Below are 26,017 nucleotides of genomic sequence, written 5' to 3' on the forward strand. Positions count from 1 at the left end.
TACATGAGAAGATAATTATTCCGCTTGAACCCAAAACACACCATCACCTTCTAAGGCAGTGAACGTTTTATGTAAGTAATCGCTATCTGCTTGCGGATCAAGGTCTGCAAACAGCTCAGGGTGGATGAATTTTGCAATTGCTTCCACCGCAATAATATTAAATGGCGTATCATAATATTGCTGATAGAGTGCCAATACTTGTTTGTTTTTAAAGGCAGATAATGAACGAAATTTAGGGCGATCCATTAGCTTATTCAGCCTAGCCAAAGAAGTTTGTTTATTTCCGGTATATCCTAATGGCACAGAAGCACTACCTTTACGAGTGTTATCCCAATCTGCTGCCGTCATTAAATAGTAGTCCGGGTTGCTGTGAATCAGTTGTTCTTCACTGATTTCTCCCCCCATTCCAATACTGAACCATTGGGAACCTAGGTTATTTCCACCAGCTGCTTCAACAAATTCACCAAAATTGCCATTACCAAACGTTTTACAGCAATAATCTTCCCCTTGGATACCAGCGGCTCGTTCAATAAATACGCTTGGACGTTGCTCTTGACTAAGTTTAGCCACTCTTGAACGGATTAAGTCTAACTTTTGCTGGTAAAACTGATTAAATGCTTGCGCTTGTTGTTCCTCACCAAATACTTGGCCCAATAACGTCATACTCGGCAGGGTGTTTTTCAGTGGATATTGTCTAAAATCGATAAAAATGACAGGTAAGCCACTTTTTTCCAATAATGATAGAGTGCCACTTTCTGTGAGCTTACTCTTTAAGCCAATATCAAAAATGAGTAAATCTGGCTGTGCAACCAACGCTTTCTCAACGCTAAAGTCCGTTGTATACGGGTTTGGGAAAACAGGGATCTTGCTTAATTCTGGGAATTTTTTACTATAAGCCACACTCAGGTCAGGCGCTTTTTTTATTAACGCATCATCCCAAGCAATAATCCCTTTTAGTGGATTTTGTGGATGTAATATATTCAGTGCAACCAAAACGCGGCTATCTGCCAGCATCACTCGAGATACCGGCGCATTGACGGTTACGTCCCTACCCGCTATATCCGTCACCGTGATAGGTGCGGATAAGCTACTAGTCGAAAATAGTAGGCTAACTACGCCAAGAATCAGCACGAATATATTGATAATTTTTCTCATTATCATTGTTTTGCCTTGTATTTATTAAAATTTTACGGATGCTTGAACATAGTAAGTTCTTGGCTGCCCCACATAGATACCATAATTATTATCCGTAGAACGTGTAAAATAGGTTTGATCAAAAAGATTTTTAATACCAGCAGATAACGTTAAATCAGATAAACTTTTACCAAAATGGTACTCACCTCGTGCATCCCATACCATATAACCGGGGATTGTTCCGTATCGACCATCCGCACTGGGTTTTGTTACATAATGGCTTGATGTTCCTGGCGATTCTTGGGTAGATTGCGCATAGGTATTTAAGTTCCATACCCAATTTCCCGTTTCATAACGGCCACCTGCGGTAAAGACCTGTCGTGAATAAAACGGTAAATCTTTATGGGCAAAGTCACCTTTTTTACTAACCGCTTTCGTGTAGGTATAGGTGCTGTATACACTGATACCATCCAATTTATCGCTCAGGTCAGACAGGTTATACCTTGCCGCCAATTCCACACCTTGGTGAGTTGTGGCGCCCAAATTTGTCCAACCCGTTGTATTTTCAACATAAAGCAGTTGGTCATCAAAATCGATATAGAATAAGGTCGCCTCAAGGGATAGCGCGGTATTATCGTATTTAGTCCCCACTTCGTAGTTATGGGCTTTTTCTGCACTTAACCCATTCGCAGGGGAATTCCCAACCCCTTTAGTATTCAATTGAAAGTACTGTAAACTGCCGAATGACGTACTCGCATTGGCAAATAGCTTCCATTCATCATCAATATGATAGATCACGGCCAGCGCAGGAAGTGGTTCGCTATAGCGCTTACTTCTATTTTGGTTTTTAAAACTATCATTTAAATGAATATTAATGTTCTCATAGCGGATCCCGGGGATCACAGTCCAGTTGCCAACATCAATAGTGTCATCAAGATAAATCGCATGGGCTTCTGTTCCACCCGATGTGTGTTGATAATAATCATTGGTACTCGGCCGCGAACTTTGAGTACCCGTTTGGTACCAATTTGAACGGTAAGCTTTTTCGTCTGCGGTCTCATTTAAATAGCGATACCCCACTGTCACTTCGTGTGAAATATCATTAAAACGGAATAATTGCGAATAACTCGGTTCAATGGCATAAGCGGTATAGTGGCGAGGGTAAGAAACTAAACGCCTTTCATTCGCTTTATCTTTATGCTCACTTTCTATGTAACTACCCCGATAACTTTTACTAAACCATGTCATTAACTCAAATTGCTTGTCATCTTCTTCATGTTTGTATTTCAATGACATATCTTGTCGATTGCCTTCAAAACGGTCATAAGGCCGTGTTGATTGGAAAGGGTCCGCATTATATTGCGCTTGAGTCAACCCTCCAGGCATACCTGACATCGCATGATAGTAATGAAAATTAGCCAGTAGTTCGTCGTTATCTGTTATGGCATAACGGGTTTTTAAAATCAGGTCATCAATATCAGTATTATCGTTGCTTTTACGGTAGCCTTGCCCGTGTAACCCTGAGTACAGCAATAGCGCTCCCGCTGAATCATCCGCTTTTGAGCCCCCCACGGACGCATCCACCAGTGTCTTTAGCCCTCCCGTTTTAGCTCCTTGAGTTTGAAGTGAAACACCCCCAGAAAAGTCTTTCGGGATAGGTTTAGTCACAAAGTTAATTACGCCACCCACATTTTGCGGCCCATAACGCACAGAAGCCCCTCCACGGATCACATCAATAGATTCAATACTACCTAGTGATAATGGTGACATCGACAACTGAGGTTGACCATAAGGCGCAGCGGATAATGGCATACCATCGAGTAAAATCGTTGAGCGCGGTGAAAGACGTGAGGTTAACCCTCGTACCCCTACATTTAAGGAAACATCGCTCCCCCCTGTCCCATTACTTTCGCGTACCTGCACACCTGGGATCCCTTTTAAAGCATCCCCGATGGTTTCACTGCCCGATTCTTTAATTTGCTGTTGAGATCTTACTGTTCGAGCACCTGGGTGATTAAATACCACCTCACCATCTTCAGTATTTTCAAGCCAATTACCTGTAACTGTAATTTGATCATTTCTTGAATTATCAACAGCGAAAACATAATAAGGCGCTAATGTAGCTGAAATTGCTAATGGTATGAGTAGTTTGCTAGTTTTTAAATTCATAAGGAATACGTAACAAAGGAGATTAAGAGCAATAATGATAATTAGAATCATTACAGATAATCAACTTAATTTACTATTTATTTTGAAATTACTCTAGCTTAATTCCTTATTATATAAAGGGTTATTGTTTTTGATTTAGAATGAAAAGAACTGAAGAAAACTAAAAAATCCGAGGGAAAATTTCCCCTCGGAGCATATTACTTAACGACATCATATGGTTAAAAGCAAAACAGATAATATTTTACTTCTAATAAGAACTAACCGCCTAGTGAGAAAAACACTACCCGACCAACTCCCTCGCCAACAAAAATACAGAGTGTTGCCAGTGACATGACGAATGTTGCATTCAGATTGTGCCCACTTTTTTGACACAGTAAACGACCGACAAACAATACCCCTAATGCAATAAGTATGATTCTAACAATGCTCAAGCTCACTAAACCATCAGGGAGTTCACGTGGTGTCATTCCCATAAAAATTGGCTCTCCCATATTCCCTAGTAGAGATAATGCGCCCAGAAACATGAGTAAAATTCCTATAACACCAATACCTAGCGCAATTTTAACCACACGTTTTAATTGCTCTTCTTTGCCATGGCGACGTAAAGAACCTACCAGTAACAATGCCGCTACCATACCACCAAGCAATAATACCGCACCAAAGAAACTGGCGTAGGTAAATAAACCATTCCAGAGGTTAAACAAGGTGTTAGCGTATAATGCTGACATTGCATACATATAGATAATACCGGCTAACGCACTCAGCGACAGTAACAACGCATTCGCATTTTGTTTAAGCAATAACAGTGCAATACTGAAAAACAAGAGCGCCATATAAATTGCCGTCGCCCACACTTCACGGCTCATCCATGAGGTCGACACATGCAACATGGTGTAAAACATGTGTAGCGGGTTTCCCATATGAAATAGTGAGCCTAATAACCCTACACAGCCCAAAACAAAACTTGCTAAAATAGGCAGTTTAATAAACTGGACGCTTTGTCGGTTATTTCCGCCTTCAAGTACACGAAAATAGCACACCAATGAAACTAGCAAGCACCCTACAGAAGCTTGCATAAATAAGGTGAAAACCACCAATGGAAATTCATGCATGATAATTCTCCTTATCCTTTTGTACCGACAACCAAGTTCGGTTTGGTAATACTTGAACTAGGTAACCCTGCAATATCTGCATTCGAGCCATATTTTTTACGTAATTCGCTAATTAGGCCGAACTCAATCGCACGCATAGGACAAGAATCCACACACATTGGATTTCCGCCCTTTTCACGGAGATCAAGACAAGTGTCGCACTTAGTCATCATTCCAATACTGGCATCGAACTGAGGTGCCTCGTATGGACAAGCCCATGTGCAATAGCGGCACCCCACACATTTATCATGGTCGACTAATACAACGCCATCTTCCTCTCGTTTGTGCATTGCGGTAGTAGGGCAATGGCTGACGCATTGTGGGTCATCACAATGGTTACAGGCAATAGACAAATGCCAAGTCCGAGGACGTGGATATTCACCTACCTCAATATCATACACACGACGAAAGTTGCGCCCGACCTCAAGATCATTTTTGTCTTTACACGCAACAACACAGGTTTTACAACCAATGCAAGTGGCAACATTAATATAAAATCCAACTTGTTTATCCATTTCTTATTGCCCCCTAAAAAATAATACGCTGTGGAATTGCAGCATCTGGAACTAGCTGGTCTCCATGCCATTTTTCAATATTACATAGCATCGTGTTCCACCCTGACGTCCCAAGCCCTGTAGGGACCTGAATAGTTAGCGTATTGTCGGCTCCCGCCATATCTATCCCTGTTTTTTCATCAACATTTGTCCAACTTCCATGTGGTAATGCCACCACACCCGGCTTCATCGTTTGTGTCACCAATGCGGGACGCACAATTTTTCCCTGTGGGCTCGTTATCAACACAGTTTCACCGTGTTTAATACCTAAACGTTTAGCATCAGACGCATTGATATAAATTGGACTTGGCCACTGTTCACGCAACCAAGGCACGTTATCAAGCGTGCTGTGAGAGCGACGTAAGTAGTGTGGGTTATAGATTTGGAATGGATAATCCCCTTTTTCCTTCTTCGAGAAGTCGCTAAAACTTGCCTCATAACCGCTCGCGGATGGGATATATTCAGGAATTGGAGGTAATTTCGTCCAACCACATTCATCGGCTTTTTCGACTAATGTTTGGCAGTAAATTTCGAACTTACCACTCGGTGTTGGTCGTGGATTGGCTTGAGGGTCGCGAATAAAATCTTCATAGGCAATATAACCATAGTTATCACCAGAAGTACGCTTGACTTGGTATTTCCCAACAGTAAGAAATTCGTTGAGGGTAATTCGGCCTTGCTGTGGCTTACCTGTTACTTGCCATTCATCAATATCCGCTTGGGTAATGGTGATTAATGGCTCTGTGGTCTTACCATCTTCACCAATAATCGTTGCGCCATTGAGTTTATTAAAAAATTGTTGTTTTTCCGAAACAGGAAAAACCTCATCGATATCAATCCCCAGACGTTTACCTATTTCTTTGGCAATCCACTGGTCACTTCTCGCCTCATAAAGTGGCGGAGTTACATTCACCGCAGCTATAATAACTTCGCGGTTACTTGGATTTAATATGGTTCCTTCTCGTTCCCACTCTGTCGTCACGGGTAAGACGATATCCGAATATTTAGCACAAGTATGTGGAACATATGCTGCAGTTACAATCAGTTCCACATCTTTACGATAAGCTTCAACACCTTGCGAAATATTAGCTCGTGTTTGCAGTGTCGCATTAAACGGGTGAATTATCATTTGGATATTTGCATCGACATCCCCTACACCACGTTGGCGGAATCTTTTCTCTAATAATGCACGGTTAAGCTCATTGTGATTAATTTTCAAGCTAACCGGGTTTGGGATTGAAGGTAACCCACTTGCTCCGGCCATTACGAGCCGCGTGCCATTATTTCCAGCTGCGAAGTGGCAGCTGACCCCAGTCATGCGACCAGGCCTTCCCATATGGCCAGTCATAAAGCCTAATGTTGAGAATGCTTGCACCCATCCTTCACCGTTATGGATTCGAGCAGGCGCCCAACCGGTAAGCAATGCGACTCGGTTAGTGCCGCCGATTTCACGCGCTAACTTGCGAATATCGCTAGCTGACAGACCACAAATATTAGAGGCCCACTCTGGTGTTTTAGGCTCTCCCGTATAGGTGCCTAACAGATAATCTTTGAAGTTACCTTTTGGGTCAGCGCCTGCTGGCATATTATTTTCATCAAAACCAACCGTACAACGGCGTAAGAAATCCCAATCAATCAATGGGTTGTCAGGGCTATCCATTTCTAATAACGCAGACATGATACCCAGAGCTAAAGCATGGTCAGTACCGGGGTTGATAGGGTACCAGTCTGCATCCATTAACTCTGCCGTGGTCGTATAACTTGGGTCAATACTAATAAAGCGCGCTCCCGCTTTTTTCGCTTGATAGTAATTATAAGTTGGGCTACCAGGGCTGCTCCACGCTGGGTTTGCTCCCCACATCACGATTAACTGGGAGTTACGCATATCAAAGCGGTCATTGGTACCAAAAGTATAAAACCCTTCAAGTAACCCTAAATGCGCCGGTGTTTCAAACCATGCCCCCCATGAGGTTGTTCCCCAATCGCCAACAAATCCCCCGGCTTTCGCATAAACGTTTTGGATATCAACACCATTACCGCCAGTGATCCAAATCGATTCATTCCCATATTTTTCTTTAATACGTTTCGATTCTGATGCCACAATATCTAATGCTTCATCCCAACTGATGCGCACCCATTGGTCTCGGCCTCGCAAGCTTTTATCTCCACCACCGGGAGCCCAGCCTTTACGCTTCATTGGATATTTTAAGCGATCTGCGCCAAAGACTTGTTTACGTTGTGAACGGCCACGTAAACAACCTCGTTGTTGTGGGAAATCAGGTGAGTCCGCAACTACATCATCGGTTTTTTGCCTAACAACTACGCCATCAACCACCAATGCTTTATTAACACAGCGGCCACCACAGTTATGCCAGCAGGCCACGGGCTTCCATTTCCCTTGAGTGACCGCATCAGTTGCTTGCTCAACCGCTTTTTCTTCCTCTGGTGTTGCCGCATATAATTGCTTACTCAGCGGTAACGTAGCCATCACTGATGCCGCCGATGTCCAAGCTATAAATGAACGGCGACTCAAGGCTATTTTCTGTCTTTCTGACATTGCTCTTACCTCTTCATTTTGTTTATTATTATAAATTGACTAATTCATTGATTTTTTTAATATCATTGCGTAAGAAAAGCTCAACTAATGAACTTAATTGACGATAGAATAATGTGTCTGCATGGTTATGCATTGAGCGGCAAAATGGCGTAATAAACGCCAATAGATGGGTATTTAAAAATGTGGCAGACCCGAGCAACAACGCGTTTACGTTAACCCAATCAACGGTTTCATTTTCGCTATCAATAAGTTCAGTAATACGCAGGCTTAAATGCCACATAAAATCTAACTCATAACCAATATGGTCAGCGGCTTCCCTATCCCCTTCCGGTAAATGAACGCCATACTGTTCATAAAAGGATTTCACTGCTGAGGTACTTTCTTGAAATAACAGTTTGTCACGGGAAACATAAGTTGACTCCCATGGCGCTGCTGGCGGGGCTTCTGGGCCAATAAATAAGCGAGTAAAATCCCAATGCAAGTTTTCAAAACCCTCAGTATTGGCTTTTAGCTGCCTATTGTTTAAGTCTTTATGCATGTCATTTATGGCATTTCTCATCGCGGGTAATGCTTCATCACAGGGAAATAACAGCAATCCTGAATCTCTCAAATAACTTAATAACTCTGGCGTTGGTTCTTCCATAAACAAACGCCGCAATACGTCATAAGCAAATTGACGCGCATACAGAAAATCTAAAATTTGGTCGTCATTAGTCATAAATGTATCCCTACAAGTCAGTCAGTAAAAATTCAGCGGGTGTAGTGAGTTCAATTTGCACTTCTTTAATTAAAGGATTGCCCTGTTCATCGGGCTCAACAATGTGAGAGGTCAACGCAATAGGTAGTTTGTCTAGCGAGGTTAATAAGTAAATTGCTTCAGGGTTAAATTGCAAAAAACCATGTAACAAATCTTGATAATAAGAAACGCCTGTTTGTTTCAGTAAAACCGCCACCTTTTCACAATCATCACCAAAAACTTTGGCGCTTTTAAAAAAATAATCTTGAGAAGAGAAGAAGTAATGTTTTCCTAATATTTTTTCATTGTGTTCAAAAAAAGCATTACTTTGGTACACTTGCCCCGTATGTTTATTTTCTAAAGAGCAATAATGCACCCCAAGCGATAATTTATTTTCGAGTGCAAAATTAAGCACTCGAAGGCAAGCTAATTCACTCTGTGCAACCGCCAATCCACCAGCATACCAATAGTTGTAATACACCTCATAAGGTGGATTTTTAAGTTCGAAGCCTCGAGCTTGATACGCTTCACTATTTGTTAGTGGGAAACAAAACTCTAATAAATTGATACCATCAATACCAATGTCATCAAGCTGAGTTAATAGCTGATACATTTGCTGTTCTGTACCGGGGATCACCGGCATTTCCACCATAACCGCTGGAAAAATTTCACGAGCTAACGCGATGCGGTACAAAACTTTGGTGATGCGTTCTTTTGAATCATCAATTTTGATGCTAAAACGGATTTCTTGTAGGCCTGCCTTCGCTAAAGCTAATGCGGTATTACGGTCTAATGGGTCACCAGCGGTATATAAACGGCTATGAGCCTGAGGTAATTTCCGTTGGACGGCTTGGAAAAATTCGATACTTTCTTGGCGAAAAAGTAGAGGCTCCCCGCCTGTTAGTGCGATATGGGTCAGAGGGTAACCTTGCTCGGCAATTGCATCAATTTCCCCAAGCGCATCACGCATTTCCTGTTGATAACCCTGATAATTTTCTTGGTTTGGGTTAAAACAAAAATAACAATCGCGGTGGCATTTTAATGACAAAAATGTCGTATAACTCCCTTCTCCCGTACGACATTGCACGCAAGCACTCGAGAGCCAATTACAATGTATACTCTTCCCATTATTGGCAAAAGTTGCGCCATGATTCTTTATAGTTAGTTTGAGTTTCTCAATTTCATGTTGCTGTGCAAAAGGGGCTTCAAAATTAAGTCCATATTCTATGATTGCCTGCTGTGTTTGCTGTTCGATATCCAAATAGCGAATAGCGTAGCGCTTAAATTTTTGATTATTTACTGTCGATATTGTTCTATCAGTAATAGGATAGATCATAAATTCCCCTTCAATTTATGAGCAAACAGTTCCTATTATTCAGTGAATTTTCAATTAGGTTCAGAATGTAAATAATCAATTAATAGACTGTCATTATAATGCCAATAACAATTAGAAATATGCTTATAAATACTCACATCATTACCGAGCAAATTGAAAATAATTTTAAATAAGAAACATTCGCATTATATTATTTTGATTTTTAATTAATATCAGTATAGGTAAGTGACGTAATATGGTGTTGCGCAGGATCAAAAAAACTTTCCTTTCATTATTTATATATCAAATGATTAGCTATCGCTGTCGTTATGGCTAGGTTATTACTCAATCATGTTCTCATTATATGAGAATTATCTCTTTAAAAATCGCCATATAAAATTCAAATACCTCATTTAATAGCATTCTAAAATAATATTAAACTAACCTTTCAACATTAAAAGAGAGGAAATAATATTTCAATTTGTAAAATTAAACTTCAAAAAATGTTCAGCTATTCATATTTATCATATTTAATTTCTTTTATTTTATAAACCTCTCTAATAAATACAGCATAGTTATTATTTATCTTTTTATCATAATTAAAGATATAATTATAATTCATCGTTAGACACTCCCAACTCGTCACTATCACGCGGTTGGTCATTATCGTCAAAGTGGTAAAGCATAAGTCACCTTAACCGTTTCCATTGGCACCTCCGTCTTTATACTCTGAATGCTGCTAATTTGCGTTAAATGATCTGCATGAAATCGACGATAAGAGGCTAAGTCTTGCGTTACAATACGGATCAAAGCATCACATTCCCCTGCCATTAGATGGCATTCAACGACTTCAGGCATCTGTTTAATGTCTTCAACGAATTGGTTGATGGTCTTGGCATCTTGTGTTTTAAACCAAATACGTGCAAATAAAGAAAGACCGGCTCCAATTTTACTGCCATCCAATACGGCCACATAACGTTTGATTACCCCGGCTTCTTCAAGCAATTTCACACGACGCAGACAAGGGGACGGGGAAAGCCCCACTTCTTTAGCTAATTCAATATTCTGAATTTTTCCATCTCTTTGTAAAATCTGTAAGATGCGTCTATCAATGGCATCCAATTTTAGCCTATTTTCTTTCATTGGTACTCAACCTCAATTTAATATTAATTTTTGATATTAAATACCAATTATTGTTTATTTTAAAGCAATAAAAAAATCCAATATCACTGGATTATCGCTATAATTTTATTGCTACTGGCCAGTTGCGTGAATTAACAATAAACAATAATGAGGAATTGAAATGGAGTTACAGACCTTGCTCTTATTTAGCGCAACCGTAGTCCCTTTAGTCTGCACACCAGGCCCAGATATTCTTTTTATTTCCGCACAAGGATTATCAGGAGGCACCTCTGCTGCCTTGAAAGCTAATTTAGGTATTATACTGGGCTATATAGCGCATGCGATTCTGGCTGCACTTGGTTTAGCGGCAATTGTTGCGGCTTCCCCTATGATTTTCCACACCATTAAATGGGTTGGAGTGACTTATGTCACTTATCTTGCTATCCGCATGGTATTATCTGCGATGAAAGCGGGAGACTTAAAAATTCAAACGGTGTCAACAAAGGCAGTAATAGCTAAAGCATTTCTGACGAGCTTTCTTAACCCTAAAGGGTTATTGGTGTATTTCGCTATTTTGCCGAATTTCATTAAGCTGACAGAAAGTGTGGCAGTTCAGTCTTTGATACTTTCAGCTGCTTTTATACTTTCGTGTGTCGTAATCTATGGTGTGATAGGTGCATTATTTGCTTCCATGCATAATAAGCGAGCTTATAATGATAAAAAACGCCGTATAACCGAGGGGGTTGCAGGCGGTATGCTAACACTCGCTGCTATCGGTTTAGCTACTAGTTAGCGAGGCAATAATTCAATCCAGATTAACTTGCTATCGGTGCTAAGTGGTTTTATCACCCCTTCACCGATATCAGGTAGCCACCAGGCTCCTTGTCCTTGCGCCATAAGATGACAATTTGCGCCAGAAATTTCCCATTCGCCATTGAGTACATAGACTAACCCTGCTTGGTTAGCTGGTAATTTACACTCTTCAGTGATGAAGTAGTTTTTAACCGCCCACCTATCATCTAGAAAAATAAAATTCATTAACTTAACTGATGGCTTTGGGACTTTTACCATACAAAATTGCTGGGCTGAAAATTGGACATGATCACCTGCAAGCTCTAATCGGCACTCAAATGCTTTGGTATCGGTTAACAGAAGCGGCTGGTCATTCAACAATATTGCCAACCTTTCTCCTTCCGCATAACGTTTTAAATAGCTCTCTTGCTTAATGGTTGCAATACTTGCGCGTAGTGAATAGTCCGATGCCACTGGCCAGCAAAATACTTCTTGGCTGGCCCCCCCGCCATCATGCCAATCCAGGATAGGTAACTCCATTGTGTCAAAACATTTTATTTTCACATTACCTCCCATTTATTGCTGCTAACACATTTAGATTTATACTTAGATTGGCAAAGTTAATCTTTCAAGGCAATGAATTAACAATGATAATGTGACTAATCACGCCTCTCATTGATTAAAAAGTGACATAAACGGCCTAAAGTTTTCATTGCTTCTTCCACCCTTTCACTCCATGTAAACGATGCATTAAGACGAAATGCATGATTAAACTGATCACTAGTGGAAAACATACTTCCCGGTGCGATGCTGATCCCCTCTTTTAGTGCGAATTGGTACAAACGAATAGCATTAAATGGCGGTTCAAATTCTAGCCATAAAAAATACCCACCTTTTGGTGTATTAACTTTTACTGACTGAGGCATGTATTTTGCTATTGCACTCAACATTTGGTGCTGACGTTGTTCCATCGTTAAACGCAGTTTACGAAGGTGGTTGTCATATCCCCCTAATGATAAGTACTCCGCAATAGCTAATTGCGTGGGAACGCTAGCAGAAACTGTGCTCATCATTTGTAAATGTTGAATTTTTGTCGCGTGTTGACCCGCGGCAACCCAACCCACTCGATACCCCGGCGCTAAACATTTCGAAAACGAAGAACAATGAAAGAAATTTCCTTTAGTATCTAGTGCCTTTGCGGGTATTGGCTGTTTGTTACCAAAATAAAGTTCCCCATAGACATCGTCTTCAATTAATGCAATTTGCTGCTTATTCAGGATATCGACCAATCGTTTTTTGTTCGTTTGCGGCATCGTACCGCCTAATGGATTTTGATAATGTGTCATCAGCCAACAGGCTTTAATTGGATATTTGCTTGCAATATCCTCTAACGCGTCAAGATCAATACCAAATAGCGGGTCTGTTTTAATAGCAATTGCCTTGAGTTTTAACCGCTCAATTGCCTGAAGTGAACCATAGAATGCAGGTGATTCGATAACGACCCAATCCCCGGGCTGAGTGACTGATTGTAAGCTCAGAACTAAAGATTCCATGGCTCCTGCTGTAATCACGATTTCATCAGGAGCAACATGGATCCCTTGAGTTGCATAACGCTGAGCAATGTTTCGACGCAGTTGTTCATTACCAGGCGGCAAATTAGCTGGTGTATTAAATTTCGATAAGCGCCTAGCGACAGACGCGAGTGATTTCGCGAGTTTTGGGTCATCTAATAAGGCGGGCTCTGGAAATGCGGAGCCAAATGGGATAATATTCGGGTCCTTACAAGCTTGTAAGACACCAAAAATAGAGGCGTTAATCTCTACATTTTCATTCAAATGTAGCCCTTTACCTCCTTTTGCGGCAGCAAATGCGTTATTGCGGTTTGCCACGTAATACCCTGATTGCGGGCGAGCAACGACCCATCCTTGGCTTTCAAGCAACTGATATGCTTGCACAACAGTCATTAAACTTAAACCAGACTGTTTAACACTTTCCCTCAATGAAGGTAATCTGTCGCCCACTTGCCAGATATTGTCTTCAATTTGCTGACGAATTTGCGCTGCTAATTGTTCGTATCTCGTCATAGCCGCCTCAACTGTTATAGTTAATATCTCAATAATTGTTACTATTATAGTTTATCGTCTCATGTTCTACTTATCCACACATTCACCTGACTTTTTTTTAACTATAAGCACAAAACATTTTTCGTTGGATGGCGATTATTTTGCACTCAGGTGTGAGCAATCTCTTTTGCTAAGGATTAGCGCCTCAATTGCTCTCATCAAAACGTTGAATGTTGCGTGTCATTAACATATCCACTCAGGGGTCAATATGTTTGGACTAACTGCGCTGGAACTTGCCCGTATACAATTTGCGTTTACGGTCTCGTTTCATATTATTTTTCCAGCCATTACGATTGGGCTCGCAAGTTACCTTGCGGTGCTACAAGGTTTATGGCTTAAAACTCGTGATCAAGACTATATAAAACTGTTCCATTTTTGGTCGAAAGTTTTTGCGGTTAATTTCGGAATGGGTGTTGTTTCTGGCTTGGTTATGGCATACCAATTCGGCACTAACTGGAGCTTTTTCTCAGATTTTGCGGGAGGTATTACAGGGCCATTACTCACTTATGAGGTTCTTACGGCCTTCTTCTTAGAAGCTGGTTTCCTCGGTGTTATGTTGTTTGGGATGAACCGTGTAGGTGAAAAATTGCATTTCTTCGCTACTTGCATGGTTGCGCTAGGAACGATTATTTCCACATTCTGGATTTTGGCCTCCAACAGCTTTATGCAAACACCACAAGGCTTTGAAATTATTGATGGGCGCATTGTTCCCGTTGATTGGTTTGCCGTTATTTTCAACCCCTCTTTCCCTTATCGATTACTGCATATGACTACAGCAGCTTTCCTTGCTGCAGCATTTTTTATTGGGGCTTCCGCCGCTTGGCACTTGCTCAAAGGCAACAAGTCCAGTGCCATGAAAAAAATGTTTTCCATGTCCCTGTGGTTGATTTTAGTTTTAGCCCCTGTTCAAGCTTTAATCGGGGATGCTCACGGCCTAAACACACTTAAACATCAACCGGTTAAAGTGGCTGCAATGGAAGGTCACTGGGAAAACAAACCCGGAGAAGCCACTCCGCTGATCTTGTTTGGTATTCCAAACCAAGAAAAGGAAAAAACAGAATTCGCTATCGAAATCCCTTATTTAGCAAGCCTGATTTTAACACACAGTATTGATAAACAAGTCCCCGCGCTAAAAGAATATGCCCCAGAAGATAGGCCTAACGTGTTTATGGTGTTTTGGTCATTCCGCGTAATGGTCGGGCTTGGCTTATTAATGATAGCGGCTGGAGTTTGGGGTTTATGGCTTCGCTACCGTAAAAACCTTTATGAGTCGAAAACATTCTTACGTTTTATGTTTTTAATGGCACCTTCTGGGCTGATAGCCATCCTTGCAGGTTGGTTTACAACAGAAATTGGCCGCCAGCCATGGGTTGTTTATGGGCTACAACGAACCTCTGATGCGGTCAGTGCACATGGTGAAATGCACATGAGCATCAGTTTAATCGCCTTTTTTGTCGTTTATGGCGGTGTTTTCGGGATTGGCTATATGTACATGATGAAATTAATTCGTAAAGGTATCGCGGAGGACGCAGCTCATGGGCATTGATTTACCTCTCATTTGGTTTGTCATCATCATATTTAGTATGTTGATGTATATTGTCATGGATGGGTTCGATTTAGGCATTGGGATCCTTTACCCTGCGCTGAAAGACAGCCAAGACCGTGATCTGATGATGAACAGCGTTGCCCCAGTGTGGGATGGCAATGAAACTTGGTTGGTTTTAGGTGGAGCCGCTTTATTTGGTGCTTTTCCTCTCGCTTATGCGATTGTCCTTGATGCCCTGTCAATTCCATTAACTTTCATGTTATTGGCCTTGATTTTCCGTGGTGTTGCCTTTGAGTTTCGCTTTAGAGCGGATGAATCACACCGCCGCCATTGGGATCACGCCTTTATTTGGGGTTCAATTTTTGCCACCTTTGTTCAAGGAGTGGTCGTTGGTGCCTTTATCCAAGGCTTCCATGTAGAAAACCGTGTTTACATGGGGGGTTATTTCGATTGGTTCGCGCCTTTCCCACTATTTTGCGGATTTGGCCTTGTTGTGGCTTATGCACTATTAGCTTGTGGGTGGTTGATCATGAAAACTGAGGGCCACTTACGTAGCACGATGTATCGTGTTCTACGGCCATTAACATTACTGATGTTAGCGGTAATTACGGTGATCAGTCTCTGGACTCCGATGTTAAATGAGGCCGTTTTTGAGCGTTGGTTCTCTCTGCCAAACCTGTTCTTCTTTTTACCTGTTCCGTTACTGGTATTAGGCTGTACTTGGTTGATCCTAAAAAGTGCTAAGCGACAACGATTCGATAGCGTGCCATTCTTAGCGGCTTTAATGTTGATTTTCCTTGGGTTTACTGGCCTAGGTATCAGTATCTGGCCAACGCTCATTCCACCCGCAGTCAGTTTCCGTGATGCCGCTGGCCCATCCGAAAGTTTAGGCTTTATGTTAGTCGGTGCGTTATTCATTATTCCTGTTATTTTAGTTTATACCTATTGGAGTTACTATGTCTTCAGAGGAAAAATTACCCCAGAACAAGGTTACCACTGATAACGTGGCAGCCTCCCCTTGGTGGAAAAAACTCGGTTGGATGGCCATTATCTGGTTCGGAAGTGTATTGGCGCTATTTGCCTTCTCTTCCGTGTTTAAATTGATGATGACCGCAGCCGGAATGAAAGTGAAGTAATCTACCTTTCGATATGCCGTATGCTAAAAATCATACGGCATTTTTATTGAAATCAACAATTCATCACTGTAAATTGCCTCCCTACTGTTGAAAATCTCTCTTTATAAATATCCTCTTCCAATCACTCACTAGCGGTTGCAACTTACAAAGTTATTCATGATAATGATAATAATTACCATATAATAAAATTATCATTAATAAAGGAGATTGTCCGTGGCCACTGAACAACCCGTTGAAAAAAACATCTACCGCCCGGCTCCACCACAGCTCATTCAAGTCAAATCCATTACCGATATCACCCCATCTATTCGCAGCATTACTTTCACCGGTGAAAGACTCAATACATACCCAACTGATTGTGAAGGTGGGCACCTGAAAATATTTTTAGCCCCTGATTTAATCAGCCAGCCCGCACTCCCTATCCTAAGTAAAGAAGGCCGTAGCTGGCCAGAAGACAAACCTCGTCCATTTGTTCGTACCTATACCGCCAGAGCCATCCGCCCTGAAGTTAGCGAGATAGATATTGAATTTGCTATGCATGATGGCGCAACTGGCCCTGCATACCTATTTGCACGTGATGCAAAACCAGGAAATTGGATGGGGATTACCAATCCGGGTGGCCCAGACCCATTATTGCCTGCCAGACAACATTACTTCATGGCCGGTGATTCAAGTTCTCTACCCGCTATTGCCGCATTATTAGAAAAAATGCCAGCAAATGCCCAAGGTAAAGTCGTACTACGGTTAGATAGCCCAAAAGACGTGCGAGAACTGAAAAAACCTGAACACGTTGACGTAATTTGGATCTGTGGTGATATCACCAAAACAGCTGAATTAATTAGCACGTTTAAGTCTTGGGACATTCCAAACAATGATTGCGCTTTTTGGATTGCGGGTGAAGACCAAATTATTCGTGATTTACGTCGTTATATTCGTCGTGAAAAAGGTTTTGGTCGTGATGATATCTATGCAATTCCTTACTGGCGATATGGTTATGATGAGGAAGGTTATCACCATGAACGCCATGCCGTGATGGACAACCCTGACGACTAACTTCGGTTCAAATAGTTAGCTCGCTTATTGATTATAAACTCTACTAAGCGAGCTCCTATCTGCCTTCATCACGTTTTTAGTCATTACATTCCTCATCAATAAACTTCCTAAAATACTTTTCATTCTCACATTTGTTATGTTATAACATAATGGTTTTTATGGTCGTTATATTCACTACAAAAATAGGAAAACCACTGTGTACAAAATGGCAATTTTAAAAACCAGTCTTTATGTCGCATTAGCTCTCACTAGCTATACAGCAGCTGCTCATGGCTCACATAGTCACTCTCATCCACAATCAGAGAAAGCACTCCAAGCTTCAAAAGGGATTTTTGAAGATGCTGACGTCAAAGATAGGTCTCTTAGCGATTGGCAAGGCATCTGGGAATCGGTTAATCCATTACTATTAAATGGAAAGCTCGATGAAGTTTTAGAAAGTAAAGCAAAGAAAAATAAAGATAAAACGGTTGAAGAGTATCGTGAATATTATAAAAAAGGCTATGCCACCGATGTTGACAGCATTGGAATTGAAAATGATGTTATTGAGTTTACCCAAAACGGTGCCGTAAGCAGCTGTAAATATGACTACGCCGGTTACAAAATTCTTCATTACACTTCAGGGAAAAAAGGCGTCCGTTACTTGTTTGAATGCAAAGATGCTAACTCAAAAGCGCCCAAATTTATCCAGTTTAGCGACCATATTATTGAGCCACAGGCCTCGGGGCATTTCCACCTGTATATGGGAAACGAATCTCAGGAAAAATTATTAAGCCAACTAGAAAATTGGCCAACCTATTACCCATATACCCTCACAGATGAGCAAATCGTACATGAAATGCTCTACCACTAATCAATTGCCTCTATAAAGATTTAACCTATACCCCGCGAACAAATCGCGGGGTATATAATTAATAACAAAACTAATTAATAGTTATAAGCCAATAAGGCTTTATGGCACAATTGTGATCTCACACAATCCTCAATAGTAAAATTCACCATCGAAACCATTTCATCAGTACTAAAACGTTGTAATGCATCGGTTAACCCTGAGGACACACCTTCAGGCAAATCACACTGGGTCGCATCACCATTGACAATCACCGTCACATTTTCACCAAGCCGAGTTAAAAACATTTTCATTTGCGTGACAGTGACATTCTGCGCTTCATCTAATATCACGACGGCATTTTCAAATGTTCGACCTCGCATATAAGCAAATGGCGCGATTTCCACTTTAGCAATTTCGGGGCGCAAACAATATTGCAAAAAGGATGCGCCGAGCCTTTTCACCAATACGTCATAGACAGGACGAAAGTAAGGCGCAAACTTTTCTGACATATCACCCGGTAAAAAACCGAGATCTTCCTCCGCTTGAAGAACGGGCCTTGTCACAATAATCTTATTGATATCTTTATGAATTAACGCATCAGCTGCAAGTGCAGTGCTGATATAGGTTTTACCACATCCCGCTTCGCCATTCGCAAAAATTAATTGCTTATGTTTAATGGAATTAATATAGAGTTTTTGAGCTTCATTTCTGGGCAATATAGGGGATTCATCACGACGTTCTTTTGCCATACCGATAGCTTCAATGCCAGTAAATTCAGCAAATGATGCGACGTTATTGATATCAAAACGACCTGAGCGATCTTTGCGTGATGAACGTTTCATTTCACGACGTGCCTTTGTTGCAGCTTTCTGTCTACTCATAGTATTAACCCTTCCAGGTATCAGTGATGTCAATTCAAATGACGGACTATTCAAAACAGAGGTGAGCTCCCTTCAAGCTCAAAGTTAATATCAAACATCTATTATGTGGCTGTAACTCCATGCAATAACTCGGCTAATAAAAAAACCGGTTACCAATCTCACCATGGAAATTTCATGATGGAGTGGTAACCGGTTTTGTACTCGCGTGTATAAACACTTATTTCCCATTAGTTTCTCCTGTAACAGCGATACTTTTAAACTAATGAATCTATATGACAGTAATATGACAAGCAGCAATATTTTTAGTGCCTCAATGAGTCCATGTTTTTATTGCAGTTTTCATCTGCTTTAAATATAGCGTCATTTTTTTTGATAAAGCAACATTTTTCTAACAAAATTTTGGGCGTTTATTAAAATTTTTCGTTATCACACATAAATATAAAAAAATAAAACCGCAATAATCAGTTAGTTAACTATTGCGGTTTTAAAGGATAATTAGCGTATTTTACAATTTCCCGCTAACTCAAAACCTGCGGCTTTAGCCGATTGTTCGTCAGTGAAGATGACGGCATTTTTATCAGCGATGGTATTGAAGCTAGCACAATGTGAAAAATGATATTTTTTAGAATTGCGATTACCTTTAATTTCAACCGTATTTGGTACAATAGATTTATTTTCTATTACTTGATGCTGATTTAAAGGTGAGACTGGTGAAATATTAACACCCTCTGCGCTATTTTTATGATTTAAACTCCATTTTTTCTCCCCTGTCACAAATGGGTTATGATGGCCCATCACCTTAGCGACTCGATTATCACGCTGGATTTCCCAAGGGGTTGGAGGATATTTATTATCCCAAGCCATCAGTAACTGTTGTTGTTGACGTGACATAGATAAGTTATAGCGGTCATGCATATAGAAATATACTCGGGCTACTTGCCCTTTGGCCTCATCTCTTGGTTCAAAGACTTTTTGTTTAAAATCAACTCGACTGCGGCACATTCCGTATGGATATGGCGTATTAGCGGGTAATTGCCCAAAACTAAAATTGCTTCTATCACCATTCACCTCACCAATAGAAGGCGCTAAATTATGCAGATCGGCTTCCATTTGACCAAAAATAGGGTCACTAGACACACAGTTTTTTCGCCCACCTTGCTGCCAACATTGTCTTTGATGACCAAACACCCATGCAGGAACAATATGTTCCCATTCAATGCGTTCGGCTCGGTTCTGTTGTTTACGCACTTGATAACCACAAGAGGCTAAATCGACTTTTCCTCCGCTTTTTCCTACCCATTCCCACTGGCACCCACAGTATATTGTTCCCTCACCTTGGTGATTTTGATCTGCATAAACCTGAGTTTTACTCAGTGCTTTGGCTTCAGTAAATGAACTTGGTGCAGAAAATGAAAAAGCAGAAAAAATAAATAATAGAATCGAAGAAACAAATTGATAATATTTGGACAAGCTAAATTGTTTCAAAATAACACCACTAATAAGAATATATTCGAAGAATTGAAATGAATGCGTTAGTTTTTCCTCTAACACATTAATGCATAAGAAGAAATATCACATATTCTAATCAAATAGTAGCATTAATGATATCAGCGATGACTCAATTTTATGGTTAACACCCACATCAGAATTTATGCAGCTTTAATAGAATATCTAACTCTTATTAGTAAAAGAAAAAAGTATGGCTTACGGATATAGCAAGAATACCAGCAAGCCATCCCTTAAAAATTACACGCTTGGTCTTTTGCGATATAGCCATAAACCAGGTAAAGAAATACCAATAGACAAGGCTCCAACAATGAAAGACGCTTTTAAGAAATTAGTCACTAGAACCTCAACTAATTCAGGATCATAGCCAAATTGCGATATTTTAACGACTGAAATCATTGCAATATAGGCACTAATACCTGGAAACATTGGGATCACGGCAGCAACAGTAAACACTTTTGGATGAGCTAACCACCAGCGCGACCACTGAATACCGATAATACCGATTAAAATTGCTGCGAGAAAACTTGCCCACTCAATTTGTAGCCCTAATGTCATCAATATCATTCTAAAGCCATAGCCAATAGCACCTAATAAAGCGCAATATTTCAATGCTCTAACAGGCACATTAAATACCATAGCAAACCCAACTGCTGGTATAGCCGCTAGTAGCATTTTCTCACATAAGGAGAACAGAAATTCTATGCCCATTCTTTTAAACCCCAGATTGTCATTGCTAATACAACCCCAATACAGGTAGCCAAAGTAAGGAGACTCGCCATTGTCCAACGCGCTAAACCTGTATTAACATGCCCTTTAAACATATCAGCGACTGCATTAATTAATGGGAAGCCCGGAACTAAAAGCAATACGCTGGCAGCCATAGAAATCGTTTCAGTGACTGCTAAATACGGTATTTTCAGTAATAATCCAGAGACCGTTGTCGCAACAAACGCAGTGATACAAAAATTAATCAATGGGTTCATTTGATGAGAAGTTAACACTTGTCGCACATACATTGCACAGCCACTGGCTAAAAATGTAATTAATGCACTTTCCCATCCCCCTCCATTCAACTTGCTGAAACAAGCACAAGATAAAGCCACCATCAAAACCATTAACCATCGAGGATATCGCAACGGTTTAATCGATGATAATTTCTTGTGTAATTGTTTTCGGTCTAGTAAATGATGTTCGACGAGAATGACCGCATGCTGGACTTCGGTGACAACATGCATATTAATACCACGGTCAATAATACGCCGTGTTGACGTTAGGCAGCGGCCATCAATTATGGTGGTTAAAACTAATGAGTTAGATGAGATTGCACTATCAACTTGATTTGCTCCAAGTGCAATGCCCAAACGGGTTGTCAATTGTTCAACGAGCATACTTTCAGCGCCATGTTGCAATAACAATAAGCCACACTCAATACATAGCCGAGTTACCTCACGTTGCTGATCAACAGGATCATTTTGGTCTATTTTTTGTTCATTCAATGCATGCTCTGCCATCTTGCCCCCAATATTGTGACAACCATTCAGATATCATCCTAAACATGTTAATCTTTATAAATATCATAAAGACAAATATCAGCTTAAATGATGATCTCTTTCAGGTAAATCTGTGATTGAGGTAACGTGATTTAAACTATTTGGTAAAATTTGTTATGTTATTTTCTTATTTGAAGACAAAGAGTAGGATTAGCCATTCATGAGTAGCACGCTTACAGCTAAAACCCCAAAAGGCCGACGTCGTCATCAGGCTTTGATCACTGCCGCAACTGAAATTTTTCTGCAATATGGGTTTGAAGGTGCAACTCTGGATATGATTATTGAACGTGCTGGAGGCTCTCGAACGACTTTATATAAAAATTTTGGTGATAAAGAAGGGTTATTTGCCGCTGTTATTGCATCTATGATTGATGATATTTTTCAAGAACCTAACGAAAAAACACCCTCACTAAATACGATTGAGTCCATACTTTCTTTTTATGGTTCTCGATTTTTATTGAATGTTCTTAAACCTGAATCCATCGGGTTATATCGGTTAATTTTAGGTGAATACAACCGTTTCCCTGAAATAACCCATGCATTTTTTGAGCAAGGCCCTGTAAAAAGCTATCGCTTGTTAACACAGAAATTGGCTTTACTTCCTGATGTTAAAGTAAATGAAACAACATTATTAAGTATTTCTTCACGCTACCTAGAAATGCTAAAAGCGGATGTGTTTATCACCACTTTTTGTGTTGCCGATTTCAAGCCCAGCGATGAATTTATTCAACAGCAAATTGCTATGTCCGTCGATATCATCGCCAGTTATATCCGTAAAATCAGTAAAACCACAATCGACTAAGCTAAAACTGATTGGGCTTGCTCTTTTGCAGCTATTGCATCCGTTGCGATTAAAACTTGAGGACCATACAACGCAGACAACATGGGAGCCATGCGTTCCATCTCCTCTTTATCTCGGCCATCAGGTTGTAGCGTAACAACTAGAGCGCGACAATGCTGTTCCATTGCTTCTTTTGCATCTTTCAACCAACGACGCACATATTTCATACTTTGCATATCTTCTGATGATGGTTTTTCTTTTTTAACCACTGGAGGATATATCAATACAAATTCATTTCTTCTCGCCAATAACATATCCATTTCCTCTAACCATAAACGTGTTTCATCCATAGTTGATGGAAATATATTCATCTCGCAGATTGGCCAATTTTCTGTTTTTATCATATTTTTACTCATCACAATCATCTCTGTTGTCATCATTAATTAAAGTGTACTTGAATGTACACTTTTGTATCATCCATAGTCAAGAATGATTATCATTTGTATTTTGCAAATTATGCTATTTCTGACAGTGACTAACAGGAATATTCTCAATATGCAGAAAAAGTTTATTAGTTAAAAACATTCACGTGTTCGAGTGGTGCGTTTTTGAATATGGAATGTTATTCTGACGATATTATGAATTTTAAAAGCGAAAATACGATGAAAAAAACTCTTCCAATTGCGTTTAGCCTTTTAATGGCTTTCACTGCATTTAATGCAAATGCAGGTGCAACCTGTGATACTTATTTCAAAGAAATGAATGACCTTGTTAAGCAAGCTGAAGAACAATATAAAGATGAAGCCAATGCAGGTGAACAAATTGCATTAATGAAGTCACAATTAGAGGAAGCGAAAAAAGCCCTTGCTAGCTACCCAGATGATGCACAAGAGCAAGCTTGCAGCCAAGCACTTAAAGCAATTGAGCAAGCCAAAGAAGCGGTAAAAACACCCTAGAATTGTTCGCTTTTAATAGACAAAAAAATAGCCTGCTCAGCAGGCTATTTTATTTACCGAACCACGAGAACCGAGATCTTCGCATAGGAAACAATCCCAGAAGCATTTGAACCTAATAAATGGGTTGAAATACTTGGATTGCGTGAGCCGATAACAATAAGGTCAGCATCAATAGCCTCAGCTTCTGATAAAACTTTATCTCTTGGTGAACCAAACTCCACCTTATAAGAGATTTTATCTGACGGATAATCAATCTTTTCAATAATTTCTTTTAGCTGCTCTTCAGAGCGCTCAAGTGCTTTTTTAGCAAATGAAGACAGTAAATCATAATGATAACTATAACTCATTGAAAATCTTGAAACATCTGGAACTGAGTGAAATAAGTGAATTTTCGCATCTGAAATTTTTGCTAAATAAATAGCATGTTTTAATGCGTTATCTGTTAGTACATCTTCAGATATATCCACGGGAACCAAAATTGTTTGATACATATGATGCCCCTTATTAATTATGTTGACGTTTTTATTCAAGTTATATTGTTGCGTATTTTTACAACTTGGTTATTAGGCGTAGCGGGTGAATATTTTCCTTTTTAGTCTTTAGAAGTATAGCCTTACTGCACTAAAAAAGCTGTGAAGCCCCTTACTATTACAACAAAAAATTATTCTTCTAAATGCCATTTATGCAAAATACGATGAATAAAAGGAGTTACAATTAATCCAATACTGATAATAAAAACACTTTGTAAAAATAAACCATAAATAGCGATAAAGAAACGGCCTCCCCGTGTAATTGGAGCCGGCTCAATAGCTTGCCCACTCAACATAGACAACGCATTAAGCATTGACTCAACAGCTGAATGGCCTTCAATAAAATAAAAACCGATTATACCGGGTAATAACCCAAGAAAAAAAATCAAAAGCCCGAGTAAATAAAAACGTAAAACTCTCAGAACAAAGTGTTCAACACGCAGTAATTCTTGTGAAAACTTTTCCATACTGACTCAAATTCACCTTGTTATAAGTAAGATCAATTAACTTGAGTGCTAAAACTGATTGAATTGGCAATACAAATAATGAAATAAAAAAGAACCTACCCATTGAGCAGGCTCTTCTCTAATTATTAACGTACAACCAGCACTGATGTTTCAGCGTAACGTACTATACCCGCCGCTGTTGACCCTAAAAGATGAGTTGTAATATTTGGGCGACGAGAGCCAATGACAATAATATCGGCATTAATGTCTTTTGCTGTATTAATCACTTCATCTCGTGGAGAACCAAACGTTATAGTATAACTAACGTCATCATGAGGTAAATCAATTGAATCCATTAACATTTTCATGTCTTCTTCCGCTTTCACCGTCGCACGGTCTTTTATTTCCATGTAACCTAAAGCATACGCATTAATAATTGCTGAAGAAATTGGCAAAACATGAATAAGATGAATTTTAGCACTAGATTGCTTTGCAAGATTAACAGCATGACGAACGGCTTTGCTGGTTAATTCATCTTCTGTTAAATCGATAGGGACCAGAATCGTTTTATACATAACCCCTCCTAAAATAGTTAAAATGAAGTTCTACAACAAAATTATAAACAATTACTAATAAATGTCTCTTATCCACAAAGATAAATGAGATCTCTAACTACAAATAAAGGCAGGCTATTCTCTTAGCCATGGCGTCACAGTTAAACCAATTAACATGCCTTCAGGGCTTAATAACCTTGTTACGGTTTGCCCCCAAGGCTCCATGCGATTATTAACTAATAAGACATAGCCTTCTTTCAGACAAATATCCGTGATCTTCTCGATGTCTGAAACCTCAAACTCCATCCAACTTTGCGGAGTGAGTATATTTTCAGGCCACTCATTTTGACTAAAACACGATTGGGCAGCTTGCTCTATAGGCCAAAGTGCAAAATGTTTAACACCTTCTAGCCCATCTTGCTCACAAGTTAAATATTGGCTTCCTTCTTCTATTGGCTTCAAAGGTAACTTTAACAACTCAAGATAAAAAGAATGACTTTTTTTGTAATCTGTCACTATCGGCCCAAACCCTGCAACAAATAATACATCAGAGCTATCTTGGAAAGGTATCATCCTGTGTTCCTATAAAGTGA

27 protein-coding genes are annotated in these 26,017 nt (G+C 40.0%); 8 read left to right on the forward strand and 19 right to left on the reverse strand.

Annotated features, from left to right (window positions below):
• Nucleotides 1-15: 15 nt before the first annotated feature.
• From FVA69_RS12105 to FVA69_RS12140, 8 genes are all read right to left on the reverse strand, one after another.
• Complete coding sequence (locus FVA69_RS12105; RefSeq protein WP_123382015.1) at nucleotides 16-1,161, reverse strand: ABC transporter substrate-binding protein; 1,146 nt, start codon at nucleotides 1,159-1,161, stop codon at nucleotides 16-18.
• Nucleotides 1,162-1,179: 18 nt separating this feature from the next.
• The gene (locus tag FVA69_RS12110) at nucleotides 1,180-3,303 is read right to left on the reverse strand and encodes a TonB-dependent receptor family protein (protein WP_123382016.1); all 2,124 of its coding nucleotides are present in this window, start codon (nucleotides 3,301-3,303) and stop codon (nucleotides 1,180-1,182) included.
• 257 nt (nucleotides 3,304-3,560) lie between these two features.
• A complete protein-coding gene (locus FVA69_RS12115) occupies nucleotides 3,561-4,415 on the reverse strand; it encodes a dimethyl sulfoxide reductase anchor subunit family protein (protein ID WP_123382017.1) in 855 nt (284 codons plus the stop codon).
• An 11-nt stretch (nucleotides 4,416-4,426) separates the two neighbouring features.
• Entirely contained in the window at nucleotides 4,427-4,969 is a 543-nt protein-coding gene (locus FVA69_RS12120) for a DMSO/selenate family reductase complex B subunit (protein WP_004264054.1), read from the reverse strand.
• A gap of 13 nt (nucleotides 4,970-4,982) precedes the next feature.
• Nucleotides 4,983-7,565: a molybdopterin-dependent oxidoreductase gene (locus FVA69_RS12125; protein ID WP_164528902.1), complete on the reverse strand. Its 2,583-nt coding sequence runs from the start codon at nucleotides 7,563-7,565 to the stop codon at nucleotides 4,983-4,985.
• A 28-nt stretch (nucleotides 7,566-7,593) separates the two neighbouring features.
• Nucleotides 7,594-8,283, reverse strand: a complete 690-nt coding sequence (locus FVA69_RS12130) for a TorD/DmsD family molecular chaperone (protein ID WP_164528903.1) — start codon at nucleotides 8,281-8,283, stop codon at nucleotides 7,594-7,596.
• Between the two features lie 10 nt (nucleotides 8,284-8,293).
• Nucleotides 8,294-9,637, reverse strand: coding sequence for a radical SAM protein (locus FVA69_RS12135; protein ID WP_164528904.1), 1,344 nt, complete (start codon nucleotides 9,635-9,637; stop codon nucleotides 8,294-8,296).
• A 648-nt stretch (nucleotides 9,638-10,285) separates the two neighbouring features.
• The gene (locus FVA69_RS12140) at nucleotides 10,286-10,759 is read right to left on the reverse strand and encodes an Lrp/AsnC family transcriptional regulator (RefSeq protein ID WP_115167334.1); all 474 of its coding nucleotides are present in this window, start codon (nucleotides 10,757-10,759) and stop codon (nucleotides 10,286-10,288) included.
• A gap of 160 nt (nucleotides 10,760-10,919) precedes the next feature.
• Here FVA69_RS12140 and FVA69_RS12145 point away from each other — a divergent pair, with 160 nt between their 5' ends.
• Nucleotides 10,920-11,531, forward strand: a complete 612-nt coding sequence (locus tag FVA69_RS12145; RefSeq protein WP_117161969.1) for a LysE family translocator — start codon at nucleotides 10,920-10,922, stop codon at nucleotides 11,529-11,531.
• Here the strand turns inward: FVA69_RS12145 and FVA69_RS12150 are convergent.
• Together FVA69_RS12150 and FVA69_RS12155 are read right to left on the reverse strand one after the other, a co-directional pair.
• Nucleotides 11,528-12,094: a HutD/Ves family protein gene (locus FVA69_RS12150; RefSeq protein ID WP_238789235.1), complete on the reverse strand. Its 567-nt coding sequence runs from the start codon at nucleotides 12,092-12,094 to the stop codon at nucleotides 11,528-11,530. The genes FVA69_RS12145 and FVA69_RS12150 overlap by 4 nt on opposite strands.
• A 95-nt stretch (nucleotides 12,095-12,189) precedes the next feature.
• Nucleotides 12,190-13,614 carry a PLP-dependent aminotransferase family protein gene (locus FVA69_RS12155; RefSeq protein WP_164528905.1) on the reverse strand — a complete coding sequence of 475 codons (1,425 nt, stop codon included), beginning with the start codon at nucleotides 13,612-13,614 and terminating at the stop codon, nucleotides 12,190-12,192.
• Between the two features lie 247 nt (nucleotides 13,615-13,861).
• Between FVA69_RS12155 and FVA69_RS12160 the strand changes: the two genes are divergently transcribed.
• From FVA69_RS12160 to zinT, 5 genes are all read left to right on the forward strand, one after another.
• The gene (locus FVA69_RS12160; protein WP_109911286.1) at nucleotides 13,862-15,199 is read left to right on the forward strand and encodes a cytochrome ubiquinol oxidase subunit I; all 1,338 of its coding nucleotides are present in this window, start codon (nucleotides 13,862-13,864) and stop codon (nucleotides 15,197-15,199) included.
• Nucleotides 15,189-16,199, forward strand: a complete 1,011-nt coding sequence (gene cydB, locus FVA69_RS12165) for a cytochrome d ubiquinol oxidase subunit II (RefSeq protein ID WP_109911285.1) — start codon at nucleotides 15,189-15,191, stop codon at nucleotides 16,197-16,199. Before FVA69_RS12160 ends, cydB begins: the two co-directional genes overlap by 11 nt.
• Before the next feature lie 4 nt (nucleotides 16,200-16,203).
• Entirely contained in the window at nucleotides 16,204-16,335 is a 132-nt protein-coding gene (locus FVA69_RS12170) for a DUF2474 domain-containing protein (protein WP_004264009.1), read from the forward strand.
• A 213-nt stretch (nucleotides 16,336-16,548) separates the two neighbouring features.
• Entirely contained in the window at nucleotides 16,549-17,388 is an 840-nt protein-coding gene (locus FVA69_RS12175) for a siderophore-interacting protein (protein WP_164528906.1), read from the forward strand.
• Nucleotides 17,389-17,593: 205 nt separating this feature from the next.
• Nucleotides 17,594-18,238, forward strand: a complete 645-nt coding sequence (gene zinT, locus FVA69_RS12180; RefSeq protein ID WP_109911338.1) for a metal-binding protein ZinT — start codon at nucleotides 17,594-17,596, stop codon at nucleotides 18,236-18,238.
• 74 nt (nucleotides 18,239-18,312) lie between these two features.
• Here the strand turns inward: zinT and phoH are convergent, their stop codons facing one another.
• The 4 genes from phoH to FVA69_RS12200 form a co-directional block, all read right to left on the reverse strand.
• Complete coding sequence (gene phoH / locus FVA69_RS12185; protein WP_164528907.1) at nucleotides 18,313-19,098, reverse strand: phosphate starvation-inducible protein PhoH; 786 nt, start codon at nucleotides 19,096-19,098, stop codon at nucleotides 18,313-18,315.
• Between the two features lie 495 nt (nucleotides 19,099-19,593).
• The gene (locus tag FVA69_RS12190; protein ID WP_434738210.1) at nucleotides 19,594-20,568 is read right to left on the reverse strand and encodes an endonuclease; all 975 of its coding nucleotides are present in this window, start codon (nucleotides 20,566-20,568) and stop codon (nucleotides 19,594-19,596) included.
• Between the two features lie 276 nt (nucleotides 20,569-20,844).
• The gene (locus tag FVA69_RS12195; protein WP_004910523.1) at nucleotides 20,845-21,315 is read right to left on the reverse strand and encodes a threonine/serine exporter; all 471 of its coding nucleotides are present in this window, start codon (nucleotides 21,313-21,315) and stop codon (nucleotides 20,845-20,847) included.
• Nucleotides 21,306-22,118 carry a threonine/serine ThrE exporter family protein gene (locus FVA69_RS12200; protein WP_004910522.1) on the reverse strand — a complete coding sequence of 271 codons (813 nt, stop codon included), beginning with the start codon at nucleotides 22,116-22,118 and terminating at the stop codon, nucleotides 21,306-21,308. The genes FVA69_RS12195 and FVA69_RS12200 overlap by 10 nt, the downstream gene beginning before the upstream one ends.
• A 199-nt stretch (nucleotides 22,119-22,317) precedes the next feature.
• Here FVA69_RS12200 and FVA69_RS12205 point away from each other — a divergent pair, with 199 nt between their 5' ends.
• Entirely contained in the window at nucleotides 22,318-22,959 is a 642-nt protein-coding gene (locus FVA69_RS12205; RefSeq protein WP_004910519.1) for a TetR/AcrR family transcriptional regulator, read from the forward strand.
• Here the strand turns inward: FVA69_RS12205 and FVA69_RS12210 are convergent.
• The gene (locus FVA69_RS12210) at nucleotides 22,956-23,342 is read right to left on the reverse strand and encodes a hypothetical protein (protein ID WP_239498425.1); all 387 of its coding nucleotides are present in this window, start codon (nucleotides 23,340-23,342) and stop codon (nucleotides 22,956-22,958) included. The genes FVA69_RS12205 and FVA69_RS12210 overlap by 4 nt on opposite strands.
• 258 nt (nucleotides 23,343-23,600) lie before the next feature.
• Between FVA69_RS12210 and FVA69_RS12215 the strand changes: the two genes are divergently transcribed.
• Nucleotides 23,601-23,894 carry a DUF5339 family protein gene (locus FVA69_RS12215; protein ID WP_036958707.1) on the forward strand — a complete coding sequence of 98 codons (294 nt, stop codon included), beginning with the start codon at nucleotides 23,601-23,603 and terminating at the stop codon, nucleotides 23,892-23,894.
• A 53-nt stretch (nucleotides 23,895-23,947) separates the two neighbouring features.
• On the opposite strand, the gene FVA69_RS12220 is transcribed toward FVA69_RS12215, so the two are convergent.
• The 4 genes from FVA69_RS12220 to FVA69_RS12235 all read right to left on the reverse strand — a co-directional run bounded on the left by FVA69_RS12220 (nucleotide 23,948) and on the right by FVA69_RS12235 (nucleotide 25,997).
• Nucleotides 23,948-24,385, reverse strand: a complete 438-nt coding sequence (locus tag FVA69_RS12220) for a universal stress protein (RefSeq protein WP_004910514.1) — start codon at nucleotides 24,383-24,385, stop codon at nucleotides 23,948-23,950.
• A gap of 170 nt (nucleotides 24,386-24,555) precedes the next feature.
• Nucleotides 24,556-24,891, reverse strand: a complete 336-nt coding sequence (locus FVA69_RS12225; RefSeq protein ID WP_004910512.1) for a hypothetical protein — start codon at nucleotides 24,889-24,891, stop codon at nucleotides 24,556-24,558.
• Nucleotides 24,892-25,016: 125 nt separating this feature from the next.
• Nucleotides 25,017-25,445 (reverse strand): universal stress protein, encoded by a 429-nt coding sequence (locus FVA69_RS12230; RefSeq protein ID WP_004910510.1) that lies wholly within the window; start codon nucleotides 25,443-25,445, stop codon nucleotides 25,017-25,019.
• Nucleotides 25,446-25,559: 114 nt separating this feature from the next.
• The gene (locus FVA69_RS12235) at nucleotides 25,560-25,997 is read right to left on the reverse strand and encodes a hypothetical protein (RefSeq protein WP_004910509.1); all 438 of its coding nucleotides are present in this window, start codon (nucleotides 25,995-25,997) and stop codon (nucleotides 25,560-25,562) included.
• Nucleotides 25,998-26,017 lie beyond the last annotated feature (20 nt).

It is taken from the genome of Providencia sp. PROV004 (genome assembly GCF_011045615.1).
Classification (GTDB): Bacteria; Pseudomonadota; Gammaproteobacteria; order Enterobacterales; family Enterobacteriaceae; genus Providencia; species Providencia rettgeri.

Excerpts from the sequence above, each read along its gene's own strand:
- FVA69_RS12105 (WP_123382015.1), bottom strand. The coding sequence starts at position 1,161 with ATGATAATGAGAAAAATTATCAATATATTCGTGCTGATTCTTGGCGTA.
- FVA69_RS12110 (WP_123382016.1), bottom strand. The coding sequence starts at position 3,303 with ATGAATTTAAAAACTAGCAAACTACTCATACCATTAGCAATTTCAGCT.
- FVA69_RS12115 (WP_123382017.1), bottom strand. The coding sequence starts at position 4,415 with ATGCATGAATTTCCATTGGTGGTTTTCACCTTATTTATGCAAGCTTCT.
- FVA69_RS12120 (WP_004264054.1), bottom strand. The coding sequence starts at position 4,969 with ATGGATAAACAAGTTGGATTTTATATTAATGTTGCCACTTGCATTGGT.
- FVA69_RS12125 (WP_164528902.1), bottom strand. The coding sequence starts at position 7,565 with ATGTCAGAAAGACAGAAAATAGCCTTGAGTCGCCGTTCATTTATAGCT.
- FVA69_RS12130 (WP_164528903.1), bottom strand. The coding sequence starts at position 8,283 with ATGACTAATGACGACCAAATTTTAGATTTTCTGTATGCGCGTCAATTT.
- FVA69_RS12135 (WP_164528904.1), bottom strand. The coding sequence starts at position 9,637 with ATGATCTATCCTATTACTGATAGAACAATATCGACAGTAAATAATCAA.
- FVA69_RS12140 (WP_115167334.1), bottom strand. The coding sequence starts at position 10,759 with ATGAAAGAAAATAGGCTAAAATTGGATGCCATTGATAGACGCATCTTA.
- FVA69_RS12145 (WP_117161969.1), top strand. The coding sequence starts at position 10,920 with ATGGAGTTACAGACCTTGCTCTTATTTAGCGCAACCGTAGTCCCTTTA.
- FVA69_RS12155 (WP_164528905.1), bottom strand. The coding sequence starts at position 13,614 with ATGACGAGATACGAACAATTAGCAGCGCAAATTCGTCAGCAAATTGAA.
- FVA69_RS12160 (WP_109911286.1), top strand. The coding sequence starts at position 13,862 with ATGTTTGGACTAACTGCGCTGGAACTTGCCCGTATACAATTTGCGTTT.
- cydB (WP_109911285.1), top strand. The coding sequence starts at position 15,189 with ATGGGCATTGATTTACCTCTCATTTGGTTTGTCATCATCATATTTAGT.
- zinT (WP_109911338.1), top strand. The coding sequence starts at position 17,594 with ATGGCAATTTTAAAAACCAGTCTTTATGTCGCATTAGCTCTCACTAGC.
- phoH (WP_164528907.1), bottom strand. The coding sequence starts at position 19,098 with ATGAGTAGACAGAAAGCTGCAACAAAGGCACGTCGTGAAATGAAACGT.
- FVA69_RS12195 (WP_004910523.1), bottom strand. The coding sequence starts at position 21,315 with ATGGGCATAGAATTTCTGTTCTCCTTATGTGAGAAAATGCTACTAGCG.
- FVA69_RS12200 (WP_004910522.1), bottom strand. The coding sequence starts at position 22,118 with ATGGCAGAGCATGCATTGAATGAACAAAAAATAGACCAAAATGATCCT.
- FVA69_RS12205 (WP_004910519.1), top strand. The coding sequence starts at position 22,318 with ATGAGTAGCACGCTTACAGCTAAAACCCCAAAAGGCCGACGTCGTCAT.
- FVA69_RS12210 (WP_239498425.1), bottom strand. The coding sequence starts at position 23,342 with ATGATAAAAACAGAAAATTGGCCAATCTGCGAGATGAATATATTTCCA.
- FVA69_RS12215 (WP_036958707.1), top strand. The coding sequence starts at position 23,601 with ATGAAAAAAACTCTTCCAATTGCGTTTAGCCTTTTAATGGCTTTCACT.
- FVA69_RS12220 (WP_004910514.1), bottom strand. The coding sequence starts at position 24,385 with ATGTATCAAACAATTTTGGTTCCCGTGGATATATCTGAAGATGTACTA.
- FVA69_RS12225 (WP_004910512.1), bottom strand. The coding sequence starts at position 24,891 with ATGGAAAAGTTTTCACAAGAATTACTGCGTGTTGAACACTTTGTTCTG.
- FVA69_RS12230 (WP_004910510.1), bottom strand. The coding sequence starts at position 25,445 with ATGTATAAAACGATTCTGGTCCCTATCGATTTAACAGAAGATGAATTA.
- FVA69_RS12235 (WP_004910509.1), bottom strand. The coding sequence starts at position 25,997 with ATGATACCTTTCCAAGATAGCTCTGATGTATTATTTGTTGCAGGGTTT.